Raw genomic sequence first — 16,484 nt, 5'->3', positions numbered from 1 at the left:
AGGAGGTCTTAATTTTGAAAGCTGCTATTTATTCAAGAAAATCAAGATTTACTGGTAAAGGTGACTCTATAGAAAATCAAATACAATTATGCATGGATTATGCTAAATCTATTGGTATAAAAGATTTTTTTATATATGAGGATGAAGGTTTTAGTGGTAGTAACATAGATAGACCTCAATTTAAAAAGATGATGCAAGATGCAAAAGATAAAAAATTCAATCATCTAATTTGTTATAGATTAGATAGAATATCGAGAAATGTATCTGATTTTTCTACTTTAATAGAAAAATTAAACAAACTAGATATCTCATTTATATCAATTAAAGAGCAATTTGATACCTCTACTCCAATGGGAAGAGCTATGATGTTTATATCAAGTGTATTTGCCCAATTAGAAAGAGAAACAATTGCAGAACGTATAAAAGATAATATGTACGAATTAGCTCGTAGTGGTAGATGGCTTGGTGGTAAAACACCTCATGGATTTAATAGTGAAAAAATCACTTTTTTAGACGAAAACCTAAAAGAAAGAAGCATGTATAAGCTTCAAGTAAATAATGAACAAATGGAAGTTGTAAAGCTGATATATAATAAATATTTAGAACTTAGGTCTTTATCAAAATTATACAAATATGTCTATCATAATGGGATAAGAGGTCCTCATGGTGGTAAATTTGACCCTAGTTCTTTATCTAGGATACTTAGAAATCCAGCATATGTAAAAGCTAATGATGAAATTTTAAAATATCTTAGAAACAATGGTATGGACGTTGTAGGAACTCCAGATAGAAGATGTGGAATACTAACATATGCTAAAAATACATCTGATTCAATAGCAGCAATTGCAAAACATCATGGAGTCATAGAGCCTGACATATGGCTTGAAGTTCAAATTCAGCTAGATAAAAATCGTGATAAGACACCAAGAATAGCAACTGGTAAAACTGCTCTTTTATCTGGTCTTATAAAGTGTGGTAAGTGTGGTGCTAATATGAGAATCACTTATAAAGGTAAAAAAACTGATAAGGATTTAAAATATTATTATGTATGTGGTACTAAAAAAACACTTGGTGTTGATAGTTGTAACTGCAAAAACCTTAATGGACCATTAGTTGAAAGTTTAGTTGTAGATAAAATTAAAAACTGTAATGTAGAGTCTATCATAAGTGCATTTAATATCAATAAAATTAAAATTTGCAATATTTCTAATGATTTACACTCTGAAACTAATTTACTTAAAAGTCAGGTTTCAGATAAAGAGAAACTTATTAACAATTTAATTAAAGAACTTGCAAAAAATACTGGCAGTATCGCTTCTGATTACATAATTTCTCAAGTTGAAAGTTTAAATAATGAGATTAGTATCTTAAAGGGTAAAATTAATGACTTGAAATCTAGAGATGTAAATATTAGTAGTAATCATCTTAATTTAGACATCATCGTTAGCAATTTAAAAAGGTTTAGTGATGAAGTTGATAATGCTAGTTTAGATGATAAGAGATTATTGTTATCTACTATTATTGATTCTGTTATTTGGGATAGCAGTTTAGGAAATCTTAATATTATTTATATGGGTGCTGAAATAGATGATTCTGTTTCTTTAAAACATTAGTTGCACTTTCTTAGCGATAGTAGAAGCAATAAGCATATCAGATAAGGTTGCAATATTATCTAAAAGACCTGCTACCATAAAAAACATTTACGACATTGAACTTAATATGGATGGAACAAAAACGCCTCTCAAAACACGTAAAGTTCCTGATTTTCAAAAGTATTTCGACATATTATGGAAGGAGCTAGATACACATGAGGCTTAATAAAAGATCTGAAGGATATATAAACTATGTTAAAGGTGTAAAAAGAGAAAAAAGAAATGTATTGTTCTACCAGTTATTAATTCTAATTGGTTTTATTGTAGTCTGGGAGCTTCTAGCCGACTTAAATGTTATAAATACATTTCTATTTAGCAAACCAAGTGATATTTACAATTTATTTATTCAATATGCATCTAGTGGTCAATTATTTAAGCATATTGGAATATCTGTATATGAAACTGTTCTTGGTCTTGTTATAGGGACTGTTTTAGGTATTTTGGTAGCAATTGCTCTTTGGTGGTCAGAGAAATTATCAAAAATATTAGACCCATTTTTGGTAGTTTTAAATGCTCTTCCTAAGACTGCTTTGGCTCCTATAATCATAGTTTGGGTAGGTGCTGGAATAGAAGGAATCGTCGTAACAGCTGTAACTATTTCTGTTGTTGTTACTATACTTTCAGCTTATAATTATTTTATAAATATGGATGAAGAGAAAATTAAAATGTTAAAAAGTTTTGGAGCGAGTAAATCTCAAATACTTTTTAAACTTATACTACCTGCAAATACAGGAAACTTGATAAATTTAACTAAGATTAATATTGGTATGGCATGGGTAGGAGTAATAGTTGGAGAATTTTTGGTTTCAAGATATGGAATAGGATACTTAATAGTATACGGCTCTCAAGTATTCAAATTAGATTTAGTAATGATGGGTGTATTTGTATTGGCTATCTGTGCATGGGCAATGTACGCTGTAGTTAATATTATAGAAAAAATATACAATTCTAGATAAATAAAATTTTATTCAAGATATTTGATTATTTTAGTGATTATAATAAGGAATGATTTCTTATAAGTAATCATTTTTCGAAATTAAAGAGATACATTTTTAATAATTAAAGCTGTAGGAATATTTGTGAAGATATAAGACAAATTTACCTACAGTTTTTAGTGTGTAAATAAGAAAGTAAATAATAAAAAAGATTAAATAATAATTATTTAAGTGATAATTTTAAAACTTACTGAATATAATTATATGTCGGTTAAAGACGTATGAAAATAAAAGGAATTTAGAAGTTCTATGTTGTATAAATAGTGTATATGCAGCATGTAATAAATCTTAGCACTATTTATATTCTGTACAAAAAGATATTTGAAGGGAGATTAAAAATGGGAATATTAGAGGGAGCTGCAATGATAAGAAAAATTGCAATTAAAATAGCTAAAGAAAAAGGAATTACAGAACAAAAGGCATGGCCTGAAGCTGTAAAAGAATTTAAAGAAAAATATGAACTTGTATTATAAACCTTGATTATAAAACTGTCTCGATTTTATTGAGACAGTTTTCTTATTTTAAATTACTTTATTTATAGTATATTTATAATATAAATTTGTTTTTAATACTATTTTTAAGGTATAAATCTTATATATTAGACATAAGTTTGGAGGGATTAATTTGGAAAATAAAATTGAAAATAGATGTTCATGGCAAGAATATTTTATGAGATTGTGTGAAACAGTAGCTGAAAGAGGGACTTGTGATAGAGCTTATGTAGGTGCTATAATTGTAAACTCAGAAAATAGAATTGTGTCTACTGGTTATAATGGTAGTATTTCTGGAGATAAGCATTGTAGCGAAGTTGGTCATGAGATGAGAGATGGACATTGTATTAGAACAATTCATGCTGAACAAAATGCTCTTTACTATTGCGCAAAAGAAGGTATTGCAGTTAAGGACTGTTCCATTTATGTAACTCATTTTCCTTGTTTAAATTGTACTAAGGCTATAATTCAATCTGGAATTAAACATATATATTATAGAAATGGATATAGAATGGACGAATATGCTATAAAATTATTGAAATCAAGCAATGTCTTATATACAAAACTATAACTTTAATACATTTACCTAAATACTCTATGAATTTACAAGATATCTTATATTAAATCTATAGGATATAAAAAGAAACAAATTTCTAAGTTATGCATATATTAAATAGAAGTTAAATTTAATTGAAAAGGAGATGCATAATTTGAAAGTAGTAGTAATACCAGGGCATACTTTAACTGGAAAAGGTACAGGAGCTGTTGGGTATATAAATGAAGGTAAAGAAACAAGAATAATGAGCGACTTGATTGTCAAATGGCTTAAAATAGGAGGGGCTACTGTTTATACAGGAAGAGTTGATGAATCAAATAATCATTTGGCAGACCAATGTAAAATAGCAAACAAACAAGAAACTGACTTAGCTGTTCAAATTCATTTTAATGCAAATGTCACAACTTCAGCTCCAGAAGGTACAGAAACAATATATAAAACTACTAATGGTAAAATACATGCAGAAAGAGTAAATGCTAAATTAGCTACAGTATTCAAAAATAGGGGTGCAAAATCTGATGTTAGAGGTCTTTATTGGCTTAATCATACTGATGCACCAGCAATATTGATAGAAGTTTGTTTTGTAGATAGTAAGGCAGATACAGATTACTATATTAACAATAAAGATAAAGTTGCTAAATTGATAGCAGAAGGAATATTAAACAAATCTATATCAAATTCTCAAGGGGGAAATAAAGTGTATGAAAATGTAATAGTTTATACAGGAGACGCAGACAAAGTAGCGGCTCAAATTTTATACTGGCAATTAAAAGATGCTTTAATGGTTGAAGCATCTAGTTATAAGCAAGGTTTAGGTAAAAAAGTTTATGTTGTAGGTGGAGAAGCTAATAGGCTTGTAAAAGGCGATGTAGTAATAAATGGTGCTGATAGATATGAAACTGTTAAATTGGCATTAAAACAAATAGATAAATTATAAAATAAGAATTATTTTTTAAAAACCTAATAAAAGATGTATCTAATTATTAGTTTATTAATTAATAGATACATCTTTTATTCATATTCATTTTATTGACAAATTATTTTCTGTTTTAATACTAACTTTCTTATTAAAACCAATATTATTTTTTATCTAGAAAAATATTTTTAATTATGGTCAATATATCAACTATAACATCCATATTTGATTTGACACTATCTTTAGTAACAAGAAAGTCTGCTGTAACTTCAGTAACCGCTTCTGTTACATCTTTCATATTTTCGCCTACTTCTCCAAAATTCTCTACAACACTAGGAAGATTATTTAAAGTTGTATTTATATTTTGAGTATTTTCATTTAACATATTTCCAACAGTATTTAAAATCTTATGTAATTTAACAAGTACAATAATTAAATAAACTAGAGCAACACATCCAAGTACGGCTAATAATATATATATTATACTTATATTAATTGTTATTGTATTGTTCATTCCTATTCCTCAGTAACACTAACTGGTTCAACAATATCTATTACTTTATCTTCCTCATTAGAATGTTCAATATTCTTTTTGTTATCTATATACTTTCTTATTTTTTTCTTTGATTCTATAAAATTTCCTTTTCTATCCTCTAGTTTATCAGACATTTTATCTTTTACATCTACTGTTTTTATGTTTATTTTTTCAACAATTTGTTGTGAAGCATCTTTTATATCTTCTCTTGTCTCTTTGCCTGACTTAGGAGCCAACAACACTCCACTCACTGCACCAGTAACAGCTCCTAGCACTACACCGGCTGTAGCAACTTTGGCTTGTTTAATTTTTTCAGCTCTTTGTTTAGCTTTTCTTTTATCTTCTATTTTCTTTGATAAACTCATATCCAATCGCCCCTTATTATAATATTTCTAAATATTATAATACATTTTTTTCCATAATGATATAGTTTCTAACTAAATTTTTAGAAACCAATAAAAATTCTTTTATATATTTTCATATGATGATAAGATTATTCACATTATTCCATAAATTACATTGCATTGATGGCTAAAATACAAAAAAATCTTTAACATAAGTAAATATATTTATACTCTAATTCTTCTATATAAAGTTATTTAGTAGCTCAAAAAACAATAAGAGAGGAATTAATCCTCTCTTTTAAATTTAATTAGATTTGGCAGGGCGGCGTATCCTGCATCTCTATTAACTACTCCATAGTAGCGTATTGGGTGCCTTTTCCAACCTCAAATCTAACTAATAAATATCTACGTATATATTATTATTATAACTTATTTAATAATATTCTTCAATAGTTTTGGAAAAATAATAATATTATGTTAACTGTCGTATTGTTTTACTCTTCCACTACTAATTCTACTTTCTAGTTTTGCTTCTTTTATGGCATATAGCGAAGATACATATAAGTAGCCTTTTTTGGTATCTAGTTCTGTAGCTACTAAAATATAATCATCAATTTTTTTTATAAACTCTACACTTTTCCCAGGTTTTTTGGGATGACTACCTATATATTCAGGAGACTTGAGTACCATTTTTATAGTATCTATTATATCATTAACAATATCCTTGCTTAATTGACACCTATGTTTTTTCTTTATATGCTTTATAACACCAGAAGAAGCATAAATTTTACCAGTATATTCAATTCCAGCAAGTTCTGATATTTCTTCATCTATGATTCCAACAACTTTGTCTGTAGACATATAAAGCACGTTCCTTTCTAAGATAAATTACTGTTAATACGGTAAAATTTATTAAAATTAAATATATCTATTTAAAGTATAGTTTATTCCAAAAAGAAAAGATAGTATAATATAGTTTTTTCATATGTGACTTTATATAATCTCTTTTTATATAATTTATAAATAGTAAATAATGTCCTTTTTACAAGTATTTTTTAAATTTATTTAGCTTTGTAGATTTATATTCTTCCTATAGGATTATTTGACTAAAAGAAAATAATCTATTATTTACATGTTATAAAACGTTTTCTTTTAAAGTTTTCTATGATAATATTATTTATATATAAAATAAATTTCCAATAGGAGGATATTATGAACACTCAACAACAAGAAGTATATAGAAAATTGGATGAATTAAATATACCTTATGAAGCTGTGAGTCATCCACCAGTCTATACAATTGAAGAAATGGAACAATTAAAGACATTACATATGGAATTTGTTGTAAAAAATTTATTTCTTCGTGATGCTAAAGGGAAAGAACATTTTTTAGTTGTATTAGGTAAAGACAAAAAAGCAGACTTAAAAGATATTCGTCAACAAATTGATAGTAAACCTCTTAGTTTTGCATCAGAAGAAAGACTTCAAAAATACTTAAAACTTACTAAGGGAGCTGTAACTCCTTTTGGTATATTAAACGATACAGAGGCTATTGTAAAAGTTGTATTTGATAAAGATTTATTAAAAATGGATAAAATAGGTATACATCCAAATGATAATACTGCTACTGTGTTTTTAAAATTTGAAGATATGAAAAAACTTATCGAACAAAATGGAAATGAAATATATTATGTAGAAGTATAATTATTAATTGATAGAAAGGGCAAAAGAACTCACTACTTTTGCCTTCTTTAAAAATACGATTGCCCTTTCAGTTTATCAGTTGAAATTTTATTTATAGTTAAATATACTATTTTTACTATCTTTTTCTTGCAGCTACAAGCAACATCATAGGTCTGCGTAGCTCATCTTTCATTTCAGGAATTGTATCTAATAGTTTTTCTTCTGGTTGAGGTTCGATTATTTCTAATATTTCAAATCCAGTTTTATTTAAAGTATTTAGATAAGTTGTTAGTGTTTTATGATATTTTATAACTTCTTCTCCTAAAAAATTAGCTTTACGTACTCCTTCTGTAAAGTATCTATCTACTGGCCAATGAAGATGATTACCATCCTTGTCACAATACCATTCTTGAGTTCCATATGCAGTGAATATAGGGTGTTCAACAGAAAATACAAAGTCACCTCTACTTGAAAGGCAATCACTTATTTTCTTACATATATCTTCAAATGATTGAATGTAATGCAATGCCAAAGAGCTAATAACCATATCAAAACTATCTTTTGGAAAATTAATATCTTCAATAGGCATACATATGTATTTTATATTATCAAATTTTGTTTTACTTCTAGCTTCTTTTAGCATTTTATCTGAAATATCAATTCCAACAGCATACTCTGCTCCATTTTCAATTGCATATTGACAGTGCCATCCAAATCCACAACCTAAATCTAAAACTCGTTTTCCTTTAAAGTTAGGTAACATTTTTTTTAAAACATGCCATTCTCCAGCACCTGCTAGTCCATTTATAGAACGTTCCATTTTACTATATTTGTCAAAGAATTCGTCATTATCATATTTATTTTGTTTCATATAATTTCCTCCATTTTAATTATGTTTACCCAGTAATTCTCAATTAAATTTGCACTATAAAGTTAGGTAATTTCATATAAAAACAATCATAATATAACTTTATATATATAAATTCTTTTCATATAAATTAATCTATTTTGTATATATAATAAATTAGTATTTATATATAATACATGAAAATGATAGTATTTTAATTTTACCCTTTAAATTATAAATAATCAATATAATTTATTCACGATTATATATTACTTAAAATCTAAACATAAAACTCAAATTTATTTTTAGGTTTTTGTAGAAATAGAATAAATATAGATACGTTTTTGTAACAACTACAATAAATATTTAATACTATATATTATTCGGATGTCTTATGGGAGGTATTTATTATGTTTAAAAAAATAGTCGCAATTGCAAGTTCTATTGTTATAGGCACGCTATGTCTAACTGGATGTGATTTTAATTCTAATGATAAAAAGGATGACTCTTCTTCATCTAAAAATCTAGATAAAGTAACTATAGCAGAAGTTACTCATTCTGTTTTTTATGCCCCTCAATACGCTGCTATTACAAAAGGTTTTTTTGAAGATGAAGGTATAAAAATAGACCTTATAAATACTCAAGGTGCAGATAAAACTATGGCTGCTTTGATTTCAGGCGAAGCAAATGTAGGTCTAATGGGTCCTGAAGCATCTATATATGTATATAATCAAAACAAAAATGATTATGCAGTAAACTTTGCTCAATTGACTAAAAGAGATGGAAGTTTTTTAGTGGCTAGAAAAAAAATGTCTAATTTCTCTTATGAGGATTTAAAAGGAAAAGAAATATTAGGTGGTAGAAAAGGTGGCGTTCCACTTATGACTTTTGAATATGTTCTAAAAGATAAAGGACTTACTATTGGAGAAAATCTAAAAGCAGGTAATGTTAATGTAAGAACTGATGTACAAAAATCAGTATGTTTATAACATAAACCTATAATCCCTAAACTACATATTTTATAATTGCTTAACTTAAATACAAAACTTCAAAGCTTGAGGATACAGGAATTAACCATAATTTATTTCTGTATCCTCGAGTTTTTTATATTATATAGTTTAATTAACTTGATGTTTTTTAAAATTATTTTTAATAAAAGGTAAGAAAAGAATTGCAAATACTAAACATGTAAAAATAATCATAGTTGGTAAATCTATTATTAAATTGCCAATCTTGTAATCTATATAATTAGCAAACGAAAATGAAATAGCATTTGATGGCAAAATTCGTAAAATCAGATTATAAAGTTTGTTGGTTTCGCTATATTGTAAAAATATCGGTACGAAAAGTATTATTATATTCGTAATTAAAACTGGAAAAGGTGATTTCATGCAAGAGGATAATAAAAGTGTAAAACTAATTAATGCTATTAATATAATATAAATAACTAATATACTTAGTAAGGTTGCCTGTAAAAGTGTATATGGATATGGAACTGAACTAGTTGTAAGTTGTAATGGTAAATTCCATCCATCCATTCCAAAAGACAAAGTGAGTATCCCAACACATACAATTGTGTTTATTATAAAAATAATTGTCCCAAATAAAAAGGAACTTATTATTTTGGCTGTTATAACTTTACTTTTTCCATATTTAGAAGATAATATCACTGAATCAGTACCCGATTGATATTCTCCTGAAAATACAGAAGCTATACTTATACAAATAGCTAATATAGTAAAAATCAGTAAATCTCTCGATAATATGAAATAATCCCAACCTTGATAATATCCATTTAAATAGGGTTCGCTTATTTCCTTATTCTTAGATAACCAAAAGTCCTTTTCTTTTTGTGTATAATTTCCATCTGCATATTCCATATTTAAGATTGTATTTATTTTTTCATTTCTAGACTTATAAAAATCAACACCATTTTTTAGTGACATTGTTTTAATTATAGAGGAATCAAAATCATTAGGCTTACTATATGACTCTATTATAAAACTGTAAAAACTCTTATTAGGATAAAAGAATTTCCAATAAATATCTGGTTTAAAATCTGAAAAACCATTTTCATCTTTTATAATATTGTCTGAATTATTAAACATTTTTTGATATTCTTTAACTGAGTTTTCTACTTTTTTATCTGTTATGTATCCATCATTTAATTTAGATTGTTGCTTTTTTAGTTCAATAGCCTGTAGACCTCTATACTCTTTTCCGTTCTCGTCATTAGCTCTTTCTTGAAGTGGCATTAAAGAAAAAAGAATTATGCTTAGGGCTAAACTTCCTAAAATAACTGCTATTGTAGACTTTCTTTTTATTATTTTTTTCAATTCAAATTTAATTAGTGTAGACATACCTATCTCCTTATATATATTTATAGTACCTCATTAATACAATATAAATACAAATCTTCTAATGTTGGTTTTAAATTACATGCATTATCGTGTGGTTTCATATCACTTATAATTCTAAGATTTACGACTCCCCCAGAATGATGAATATTTGCTAAACAATATTTATCAGACATATAGTCTACTTGATTTTCATTAACTACACATTTCCATACTTTATCTTTTATTTTTGAAGTTACTTCTTCAACTGAACCAGTTAAAATAAATCGTCCTTTTTTCATTATTAAAATCTTATCTGCAATATGTTCTACATCAGATACAATATGAGTAGATAAAATAACTATTTTCTTTTTAGAGAATTCTGAAATTAAATTACGAAATCTAACTCGTTCTTTAGGGTCTAGACCTGCTGTTGGTTCATCTAATATTAAAATTTTAGGGTCATTAAGTAGTGTCTGAGCAAATCCTAGCCTTTGTTTCATGCCTCCAGAAAAAGTTTTTATTTTTTTATTGATTACGCCTGATAAACCGACCATTTCTAATAATTCTTGTGTTTTTTTCTTTGCATGACTAGGTATCAACCCTTTTAATGAAGCTATATATAGCATAAATTCTTTTGCAGTAAAATCTGGATAATATCCAAAGTCTTGTGGAAGGTATCCAATCATATCTCTAAAATCTTCTCCCATATCCAAGTTATTTTTCCCATCTATCTTTACTTCTCCAGATGATGGGCTTAATATCCCACAAATCATTCTCATAAGAGTTGTCTTTCCTGCTCCATTTTCTCCTAAAAATCCATATATACCTTCATTTAATCTAAATTCTATTTTATCTACTATAATTTTGTTATTATACTGTTTTGTTAAACCTTCTACACTTAGCTCCATACTTATTCCTCCTGATGCTATATATTCTTATTTTTTACTTACACAATAATATTTTCAAATGAACGAATATGTCTCCATGTTTTTCTTGTTTCATACATTAAGATTACTGATGTGATTATAAAAACAATTAACCATTGGTTTATTGCTTCAAATTGATATATACTTTTTCTAAAAGTACCTAGTGTAAATATTAATAATACAAGAGATACGCCATATATCATACAATAATAATTTGTATTTTTACCTTTGTTTCTATTTATAATTTCCATACATCCTATACACATTAGATTAAAAGGCACTAGTATATAAATTATTATGTACAGGATATCTAGATTAATGGTTTGTTTTGCAAATATCAAGATAATAAGCATAAACAATAAATCACTTATCCCAAATACAAGCATTCTAGTAGTAATAATTTTATGTAGCGTATTTTTTGTTGAAAATTCTATCTCTAAAACACTACTATTATATACTTTTGCTAACTCTTCTATATTAGTTAATATAAGAAGTGGAAATGTCGCAGAAATCAAGGACAAAGTATTGTAAAGTGAATTACTATCTCTTGATGTACTGAATAAAAATACGCATATTATACACAGTACTAAAAATTGAATAACCCAAGTTCTTTTTCGTATAAAACCAATTTGAGAGATGAAAAATTCCATACTATTCATCCTTTTATTAGCATTATTAAATGTTAACTCATGTATAGTTTTAACAGTCTTTTCAAATGCCGAAACATCATATTTTGGAACCTTATATTTAGATAGACTTTCTTTAACTTCTTTATTATTCATAGTTTCCCCCCTTCCAGATATAATTTTAGTTTTTTTAATGCTCTATTCATCCTGTACTTAGTAACAGAAACACTTGAATCCATAATCTTAGCAATATCCTTAAATTTTAAATCATGATAATACCTTAAAATTATCACTTCAAATTCTACTTCTGGCAATTTAACCAAAGCTTCTTTTACAAATATTTTGTTTTCAACATCTACTAATTCTTGCTTTGACATCTCTTTATCTAATGACTCTAAATATATTGGTTGCTTTTTCTTCCATAAGTCCTTACACTTGTTTTTTGCAATAACATATAAATAGTTTTCAAACTTACCATAATGTTTATAATCACTTATGTTTTTTATAACTGTTACAAATACATCTTGGGTTAAATCTTGTGCAGTCATTTGATTGTCTACATGGCGATAACAATAACAATAGATGCTGTCATAGTATTTTTTTATTAGAGTATCAAACAATTCTTTTTCTCCTGCTTTTATTCGTGATATAATCCGAGCATCATTCACTATTATCACCTCCGTCATTATATATAACGATTCAAATTATAAAAAAGTCAGTATAAAAAATAATTTATTATTTTTTATAATTATTTATAAATACAACTATCTAACAATTACCTACACTATTAATCAATACACAAACGATTCCATTATGTCAAATATTATACTTTTCATTTTAAGTACTTATAACTCAATAACGAATAGTTTTATCTTTATAAATCCAGTCTGCATAGTACAAATGACCTTTATCATTTTATTGTGTAAAAACATACTAAAAATCTGATTATCCCCTAGAACACAGTACCTATCCGCATATATACAGGACTAACAAAGCCATTTTACTACTAATTTACTACTACCGAATGAGCCTTGATACGTCTTTGCAGAAAAATGACAACTGGAAAATAATAATGGAATAGTTTCTATGTAAATATATTTTTACTATCTTACCTAACTAATTGAAAGATGATATAATTTAATCAAAGATTTGGTAAGGAGGGATGAATATGCATTTAATTGATTTTATGAATGAAGATATTAAAAAGAAGCTTGTTAAAAAAACGTATAAAAAGAAAGAGACTATTCTTTTTGCTGAGCAAGAAAATGAATATGTAATTCTTATGATTGACGGTATTGCAGAAGCATTCATCTTAAATGTGAAAGGAAACATCTCAACTATTCATCTTTATAGAAGTGGTAGTTTTTTTGGAGAAATGGAACAATTTAATGATGGGAAAAAACCCGTTGAAATTGTCGCTTTCACAGATTGTAATGTATATAAACTTCATAGAGATGATTTTTTAAACTGGTTAAGGGGAGATTTTGAAGCTACAAAATTTCTGATTCGAGAAATATCTAGTAAATTAGTTGTAAATGCTGAATTAATTGAAGAATTATCATCTTTAAGTGTTAAAGAACGACTTCTGAGGTGTATATCCTTACACTATTATAGAAGTGAATTAAATCTGCTTACCAAAAAACAGCTTGCTAGCGAAGTAAACGCTCCAATTAGAAGCATTAATCGTGCTATAAATGAATGTGTACAAGAACATCTAATTGCTTATGAAAACAAAAGATTTAGTGTAATTAATCAGCGAGAGGTATTAAAGAATCTTCCTACAACATAAGTATAATTTCAAAAAAGTATTGGATAATAATTATTCAATACTTTTTTATTTCGGGTCAAGTGACCTATTTTTTTTTATTTCTTCATTATATAATACTCCTATGCATAATTATGTTGGATTGATAGCTAATAAAAGAAAGTGAGAGGTGTTATATTATGACTAAAGCACAACAGGAAATGATACAAAACGTATTAGAATTTTCAAAAAGAGATAGTAGGATAATAGGACTTGCAATTAGCGGTTCTTATATCACAAAATCGTTAGATGAATATTCTGATTTGGATTTTCTGATTGTAGCAGATGATAAATCCTATGAAGAAGTTATCGAAGAGAGATTACTTATTGTGGAACAGTTTGGAACATTAGTTTCTGCTTTTACTGGCGAACACGTTGGAGAACCTAGATTGATAATTTCCCTATATGATTCCCCTGTTCTTCATGTTGATTTTAAGTTTACAACCTTAGATGGTTTACTAGATAGGGTTGAAGATTCAGCTATTCTCTATGAAGAAAACAACTGCATAACAGAAATTTATTCTAAAAAAGAAGCATACTTCCCAACTCCAGACTTACAGTGGATTGAAGATAGATTTTGGATTTGGGTTCATTACGCTTGCACTAAGATTGGACGCAGAGAACTATTTGAAACAATTGATTTTTTATCTTTTTTAAGACAATCAGTACTTGCCCCATTAATACAGCTTCTCTTAGGTAAATTACCTCGTGGAGTTAGAAAAATTGAATTGGACGCACCCCAATATATTGAAGCATTAGAAAAGACAGTTGCTACCCATGAATATGAAAGCTGTGTTAATGCATTGCAGGCTACTATCAACCTGTATCTTGAGTTAAGAGAGGAATTATCACAAAGTCCTATTGTCCGAAAGGTTGAAGCTGAAAGGGTTGCATTACAGTATTTTCAAGATTTAATCAAATAAACCCAAAGTAAAAAAACATTGAATAGTAAATATTCAGTGTTTTTTCATCTTTGGTCAAACGACCTAGATTAGTTGTTGTAACCATTCTATAATTATTTTGAAAGTAACAGTAAGGAGGATAACTATGAGTGATATTTTAAGTAGAATTACAAATAAAATTGGGGATAAGAATATAGTTGATAAGTTATCAGCTCTATCAAAATCAGATTTGAACTCACTTCTATTAGAAGTGTTTGATAGACAAGCAAATACTTTAACTGCAACTGATATTCTAAAGTCATACCAACTAAATAGATTTACTATCCCTAGCGGTATAGATCCAGAAGAAATTCATGCTTTGGAATCAAAATTATTGAGAAAAGCATTCAATATGGATATCAAGACGATTATGCTTTCTCCCTCTGCTCCATTAGGTAGCTGTAGCGTTTTTGGCTCCGTAGATCAATATAACGTAGTAAGTGCTCTACGAGGGACAGAAACACTTGCAGACCCCTCAAATATGTTGGCAATAATTATTGCTGATAAATTAAAAAGAAAAGAAGAAAATAATACCATACCTATCCACATGGCTACTACTGCTAGGGCAATAAGAGCACAAAATTTTGTAGGTAAAGGTTTATATTCACATTTTGGCTTATATTGTATGGTTTCATCTGGTATAGATACAGGGTCTTACACTTGTGAAAAAATGTTGTTAGAAAAGCACTTAAACTATTATAAAGATATATTAAGTGAAATAGAAAATGTTCGTTTCTCTATTATTCTACGCAAAAGAAACGGATACAAAGATAATGACGGATTTTTCGACAGAATGGTTGAAACTATCAAACTTATTTTTCCTAATATAGAGTTATCAATTCATAATGATGATGTTGATAATAATTATTATAAAGGTATCAATTTCAAATTATCGGTCAAACAAGGAAATGAAACCGTTGAAATGGTTGACGGTGGATTTGTTGACTGGACTTATCAAATGCTTGGAAATAAAAAAGAACGCTGTTTGATAAGTGGTATTGGCTTAGAAAGATTTCTTGTAGCTGTTTCATAAAAGAAGAAGAAAAATGGAACTTATAGAGTGGAATTATGCTTATATTACCGATTTAGTTGAGTTTGCGAATGATAAAGAAATTGCAAAGAATCTTCGTGACAACTTCCCCCACCCTTATACGGAGCAAAACGCTAGAGATTTTATTAGTTTTTGTTTGGCAACTCCAGATGTTAAACAACTTAGCTATGCTATTTTTTATCAAGAAAGGGCTATTGGAAGTATCAGCCTAACATTTGAAGAAGATACCTCTATTAATAAAAATGCTGAATTAGGTTACTGGCTTGGTAGGAACGGCAAAGGGATAGCAACAAATGCAGTAAAAGAAATATGCAAAATTGCCTTTGAAAAATACAACCTTAACAAAATTCATGCTAATGTATATTCCTACAATAGAGGGTCAAGTAAATTATTGGAAAAATGTGGTTTTAAGATTGAAGAATACTGTCACAATTCCATAATAAAGAATAGAAACATGATTGATTGCCATGTATATAGTTTAATTCGACCGCAATAGCATTTATTAGAATTAACCTACTTTTTAATAACAGAATAAGTTTTTCCCCTCTATTAATTTCTTATGCATCTTTGTATTTTTATGAAAAGCTAGCCAATGCATATTTCCATACATCAATATGGTGGTGGCTTACAACCAATATAAATTAAATACGTTTTAAAGAATACACATTTTTGCCCTATAGGCAGAGTGTGTATTTTTTTCTCTTTTTTTGAAATTTATCGAAGATTTAACGCCCTCCCACCGTGATAGGAGTAAGCAAGGTTATTTAACTCCTTGTGA

General features: G+C 27.7%; 19 protein-coding genes. 11 read left to right on the top strand and 8 right to left on the bottom strand.

Going from position 1 to position 16,484, the window contains the following annotated elements; genetic code table 11:
- Nucleotides 1–14 precede the first annotated feature (14 nt).
- The 5 genes from ACTG48_RS10020 to ACTG48_RS10000 all read left to right on the top strand — a co-directional run bounded on the left by ACTG48_RS10020 (nucleotide 15) and on the right by ACTG48_RS10000 (nucleotide 4,631).
- Nucleotides 15–1,613 (top strand): recombinase family protein, encoded by a 1,599-nt coding sequence (locus ACTG48_RS10020; RefSeq protein ID WP_479918731.1) that lies wholly within the window; start codon nucleotides 15–17, stop codon nucleotides 1,611–1,613.
- 194 nt (nucleotides 1,614–1,807) lie between these two features.
- A complete protein-coding gene (locus tag ACTG48_RS10015) occupies nucleotides 1,808–2,608 on the top strand; it encodes an ABC transporter permease (RefSeq protein WP_021384690.1) in 801 nt (266 codons plus the stop codon).
- A gap of 377 nt (nucleotides 2,609–2,985) precedes the next feature.
- Complete coding sequence (locus ACTG48_RS10010) at nucleotides 2,986–3,120, top strand: hypothetical protein (protein ID WP_021384696.1); 135 nt, start codon at nucleotides 2,986–2,988, stop codon at nucleotides 3,118–3,120.
- 151 nt (nucleotides 3,121–3,271) lie between these two features.
- A complete protein-coding gene (locus ACTG48_RS10005; protein WP_074178160.1) occupies nucleotides 3,272–3,709 on the top strand; it encodes a deoxycytidylate deaminase in 438 nt (145 codons plus the stop codon).
- Nucleotides 3,710–3,848: 139 nt separating this feature from the next.
- On the top strand, nucleotides 3,849–4,631 hold the full coding sequence (locus ACTG48_RS10000) for an N-acetylmuramoyl-L-alanine amidase (protein WP_479918730.1): 783 nt from the start codon (nucleotides 3,849–3,851) through the stop codon (nucleotides 4,629–4,631).
- A 142-nt stretch (nucleotides 4,632–4,773) separates the two neighbouring features.
- Here ACTG48_RS10000 and ACTG48_RS09995 read toward each other — a convergent pair whose 3' ends face one another.
- From ACTG48_RS09995 to ACTG48_RS09985, 3 genes are all read right to left on the bottom strand, one after another.
- On the bottom strand, nucleotides 4,774–5,124 hold the full coding sequence (locus ACTG48_RS09995) for a hypothetical protein (RefSeq protein ID WP_479918729.1): 351 nt from the start codon (nucleotides 5,122–5,124) through the stop codon (nucleotides 4,774–4,776).
- Between the two features lie 2 nt (nucleotides 5,125–5,126).
- The gene (locus ACTG48_RS09990) at nucleotides 5,127–5,510 is read right to left on the bottom strand and encodes a YtxH domain-containing protein (protein ID WP_021384651.1); all 384 of its coding nucleotides are present in this window, start codon (nucleotides 5,508–5,510) and stop codon (nucleotides 5,127–5,129) included.
- Between the two features lie 456 nt (nucleotides 5,511–5,966).
- Complete coding sequence (locus ACTG48_RS09985) at nucleotides 5,967–6,350, bottom strand: PBECR3 domain-containing polyvalent protein (protein WP_021384664.1); 384 nt, start codon at nucleotides 6,348–6,350, stop codon at nucleotides 5,967–5,969.
- 351 nt (nucleotides 6,351–6,701) lie between these two features.
- On the opposite strand from ACTG48_RS09985, the gene ACTG48_RS09980 reads away from it, so the two are divergent.
- Nucleotides 6,702–7,193 carry a prolyl-tRNA synthetase associated domain-containing protein gene (locus tag ACTG48_RS09980; protein WP_021384645.1) on the top strand — a complete coding sequence of 164 codons (492 nt, stop codon included), beginning with the start codon at nucleotides 6,702–6,704 and terminating at the stop codon, nucleotides 7,191–7,193.
- 115 nt (nucleotides 7,194–7,308) lie between these two features.
- Here the strand turns inward: ACTG48_RS09980 and ACTG48_RS09975 are convergent, their stop codons facing one another.
- On the bottom strand, nucleotides 7,309–8,043 hold the full coding sequence (locus ACTG48_RS09975) for a class I SAM-dependent methyltransferase (RefSeq protein WP_479918728.1): 735 nt from the start codon (nucleotides 8,041–8,043) through the stop codon (nucleotides 7,309–7,311).
- A 386-nt stretch (nucleotides 8,044–8,429) separates the two neighbouring features.
- On the opposite strand from ACTG48_RS09975, the gene ACTG48_RS09970 reads away from it, so the two are divergent.
- Nucleotides 8,430–9,008 carry an ABC transporter substrate-binding protein gene (locus ACTG48_RS09970; RefSeq protein ID WP_479918727.1) on the top strand — a complete coding sequence of 193 codons (579 nt, stop codon included), beginning with the start codon at nucleotides 8,430–8,432 and terminating at the stop codon, nucleotides 9,006–9,008.
- A 129-nt stretch (nucleotides 9,009–9,137) separates the two neighbouring features.
- On the opposite strand, the gene ACTG48_RS09965 is transcribed toward ACTG48_RS09970, so the two are convergent.
- From ACTG48_RS09965 to ACTG48_RS09950, 4 genes are read right to left on the bottom strand one after another with little or no spacing between them, the layout of a single operon-like run.
- Nucleotides 9,138–10,379: an ABC transporter permease gene (locus ACTG48_RS09965; RefSeq protein WP_479918726.1), complete on the bottom strand. Its 1,242-nt coding sequence runs from the start codon at nucleotides 10,377–10,379 to the stop codon at nucleotides 9,138–9,140.
- 20 nt (nucleotides 10,380–10,399) lie between these two features.
- Nucleotides 10,400–11,266: an ABC transporter ATP-binding protein gene (locus ACTG48_RS09960; RefSeq protein WP_479918725.1), complete on the bottom strand. Its 867-nt coding sequence runs from the start codon at nucleotides 11,264–11,266 to the stop codon at nucleotides 10,400–10,402.
- A 38-nt stretch (nucleotides 11,267–11,304) separates the two neighbouring features.
- Complete coding sequence (locus ACTG48_RS09955) at nucleotides 11,305–12,066, bottom strand: hypothetical protein (protein WP_479918724.1); 762 nt, start codon at nucleotides 12,064–12,066, stop codon at nucleotides 11,305–11,307.
- Complete coding sequence (locus tag ACTG48_RS09950; RefSeq protein ID WP_479918723.1) at nucleotides 12,063–12,578, bottom strand: RNA polymerase sigma factor; 516 nt, start codon at nucleotides 12,576–12,578, stop codon at nucleotides 12,063–12,065. Before ACTG48_RS09950 ends, ACTG48_RS09955 begins: the two co-directional genes overlap by 4 nt.
- Nucleotides 12,579–13,078: 500 nt before the next feature.
- On the opposite strand from ACTG48_RS09950, the gene ACTG48_RS09945 reads away from it, so the two are divergent.
- From ACTG48_RS09945 to ACTG48_RS09930, 4 genes are all read left to right on the top strand, one after another.
- Entirely contained in the window at nucleotides 13,079–13,699 is a 621-nt protein-coding gene (locus ACTG48_RS09945) for a Crp/Fnr family transcriptional regulator (RefSeq protein ID WP_009897384.1), read from the top strand.
- Nucleotides 13,700–13,854: 155 nt separating this feature from the next.
- Nucleotides 13,855–14,637 (top strand): aminoglycoside 6-adenylyltransferase, encoded by a 783-nt coding sequence (locus ACTG48_RS09940; protein WP_021384655.1) that lies wholly within the window; start codon nucleotides 13,855–13,857, stop codon nucleotides 14,635–14,637.
- 124 nt (nucleotides 14,638–14,761) lie between these two features.
- A complete protein-coding gene (locus tag ACTG48_RS09935) occupies nucleotides 14,762–15,688 on the top strand; it encodes a hypothetical protein (RefSeq protein WP_021384670.1) in 927 nt (308 codons plus the stop codon).
- Nucleotides 15,689–15,701: 13 nt separating this feature from the next.
- Nucleotides 15,702–16,202, top strand: a complete 501-nt coding sequence (locus tag ACTG48_RS09930) for a GNAT family N-acetyltransferase (protein WP_479918722.1) — start codon at nucleotides 15,702–15,704, stop codon at nucleotides 16,200–16,202.
- The last annotated feature ends 282 nt before the right edge of the window (nucleotides 16,203–16,484 follow it).

The organism is Clostridioides sp. LIBA-6822, assembly GCF_056688955.1.
This window is presented reverse-complemented; position numbering and strand designations above follow the sequence as displayed.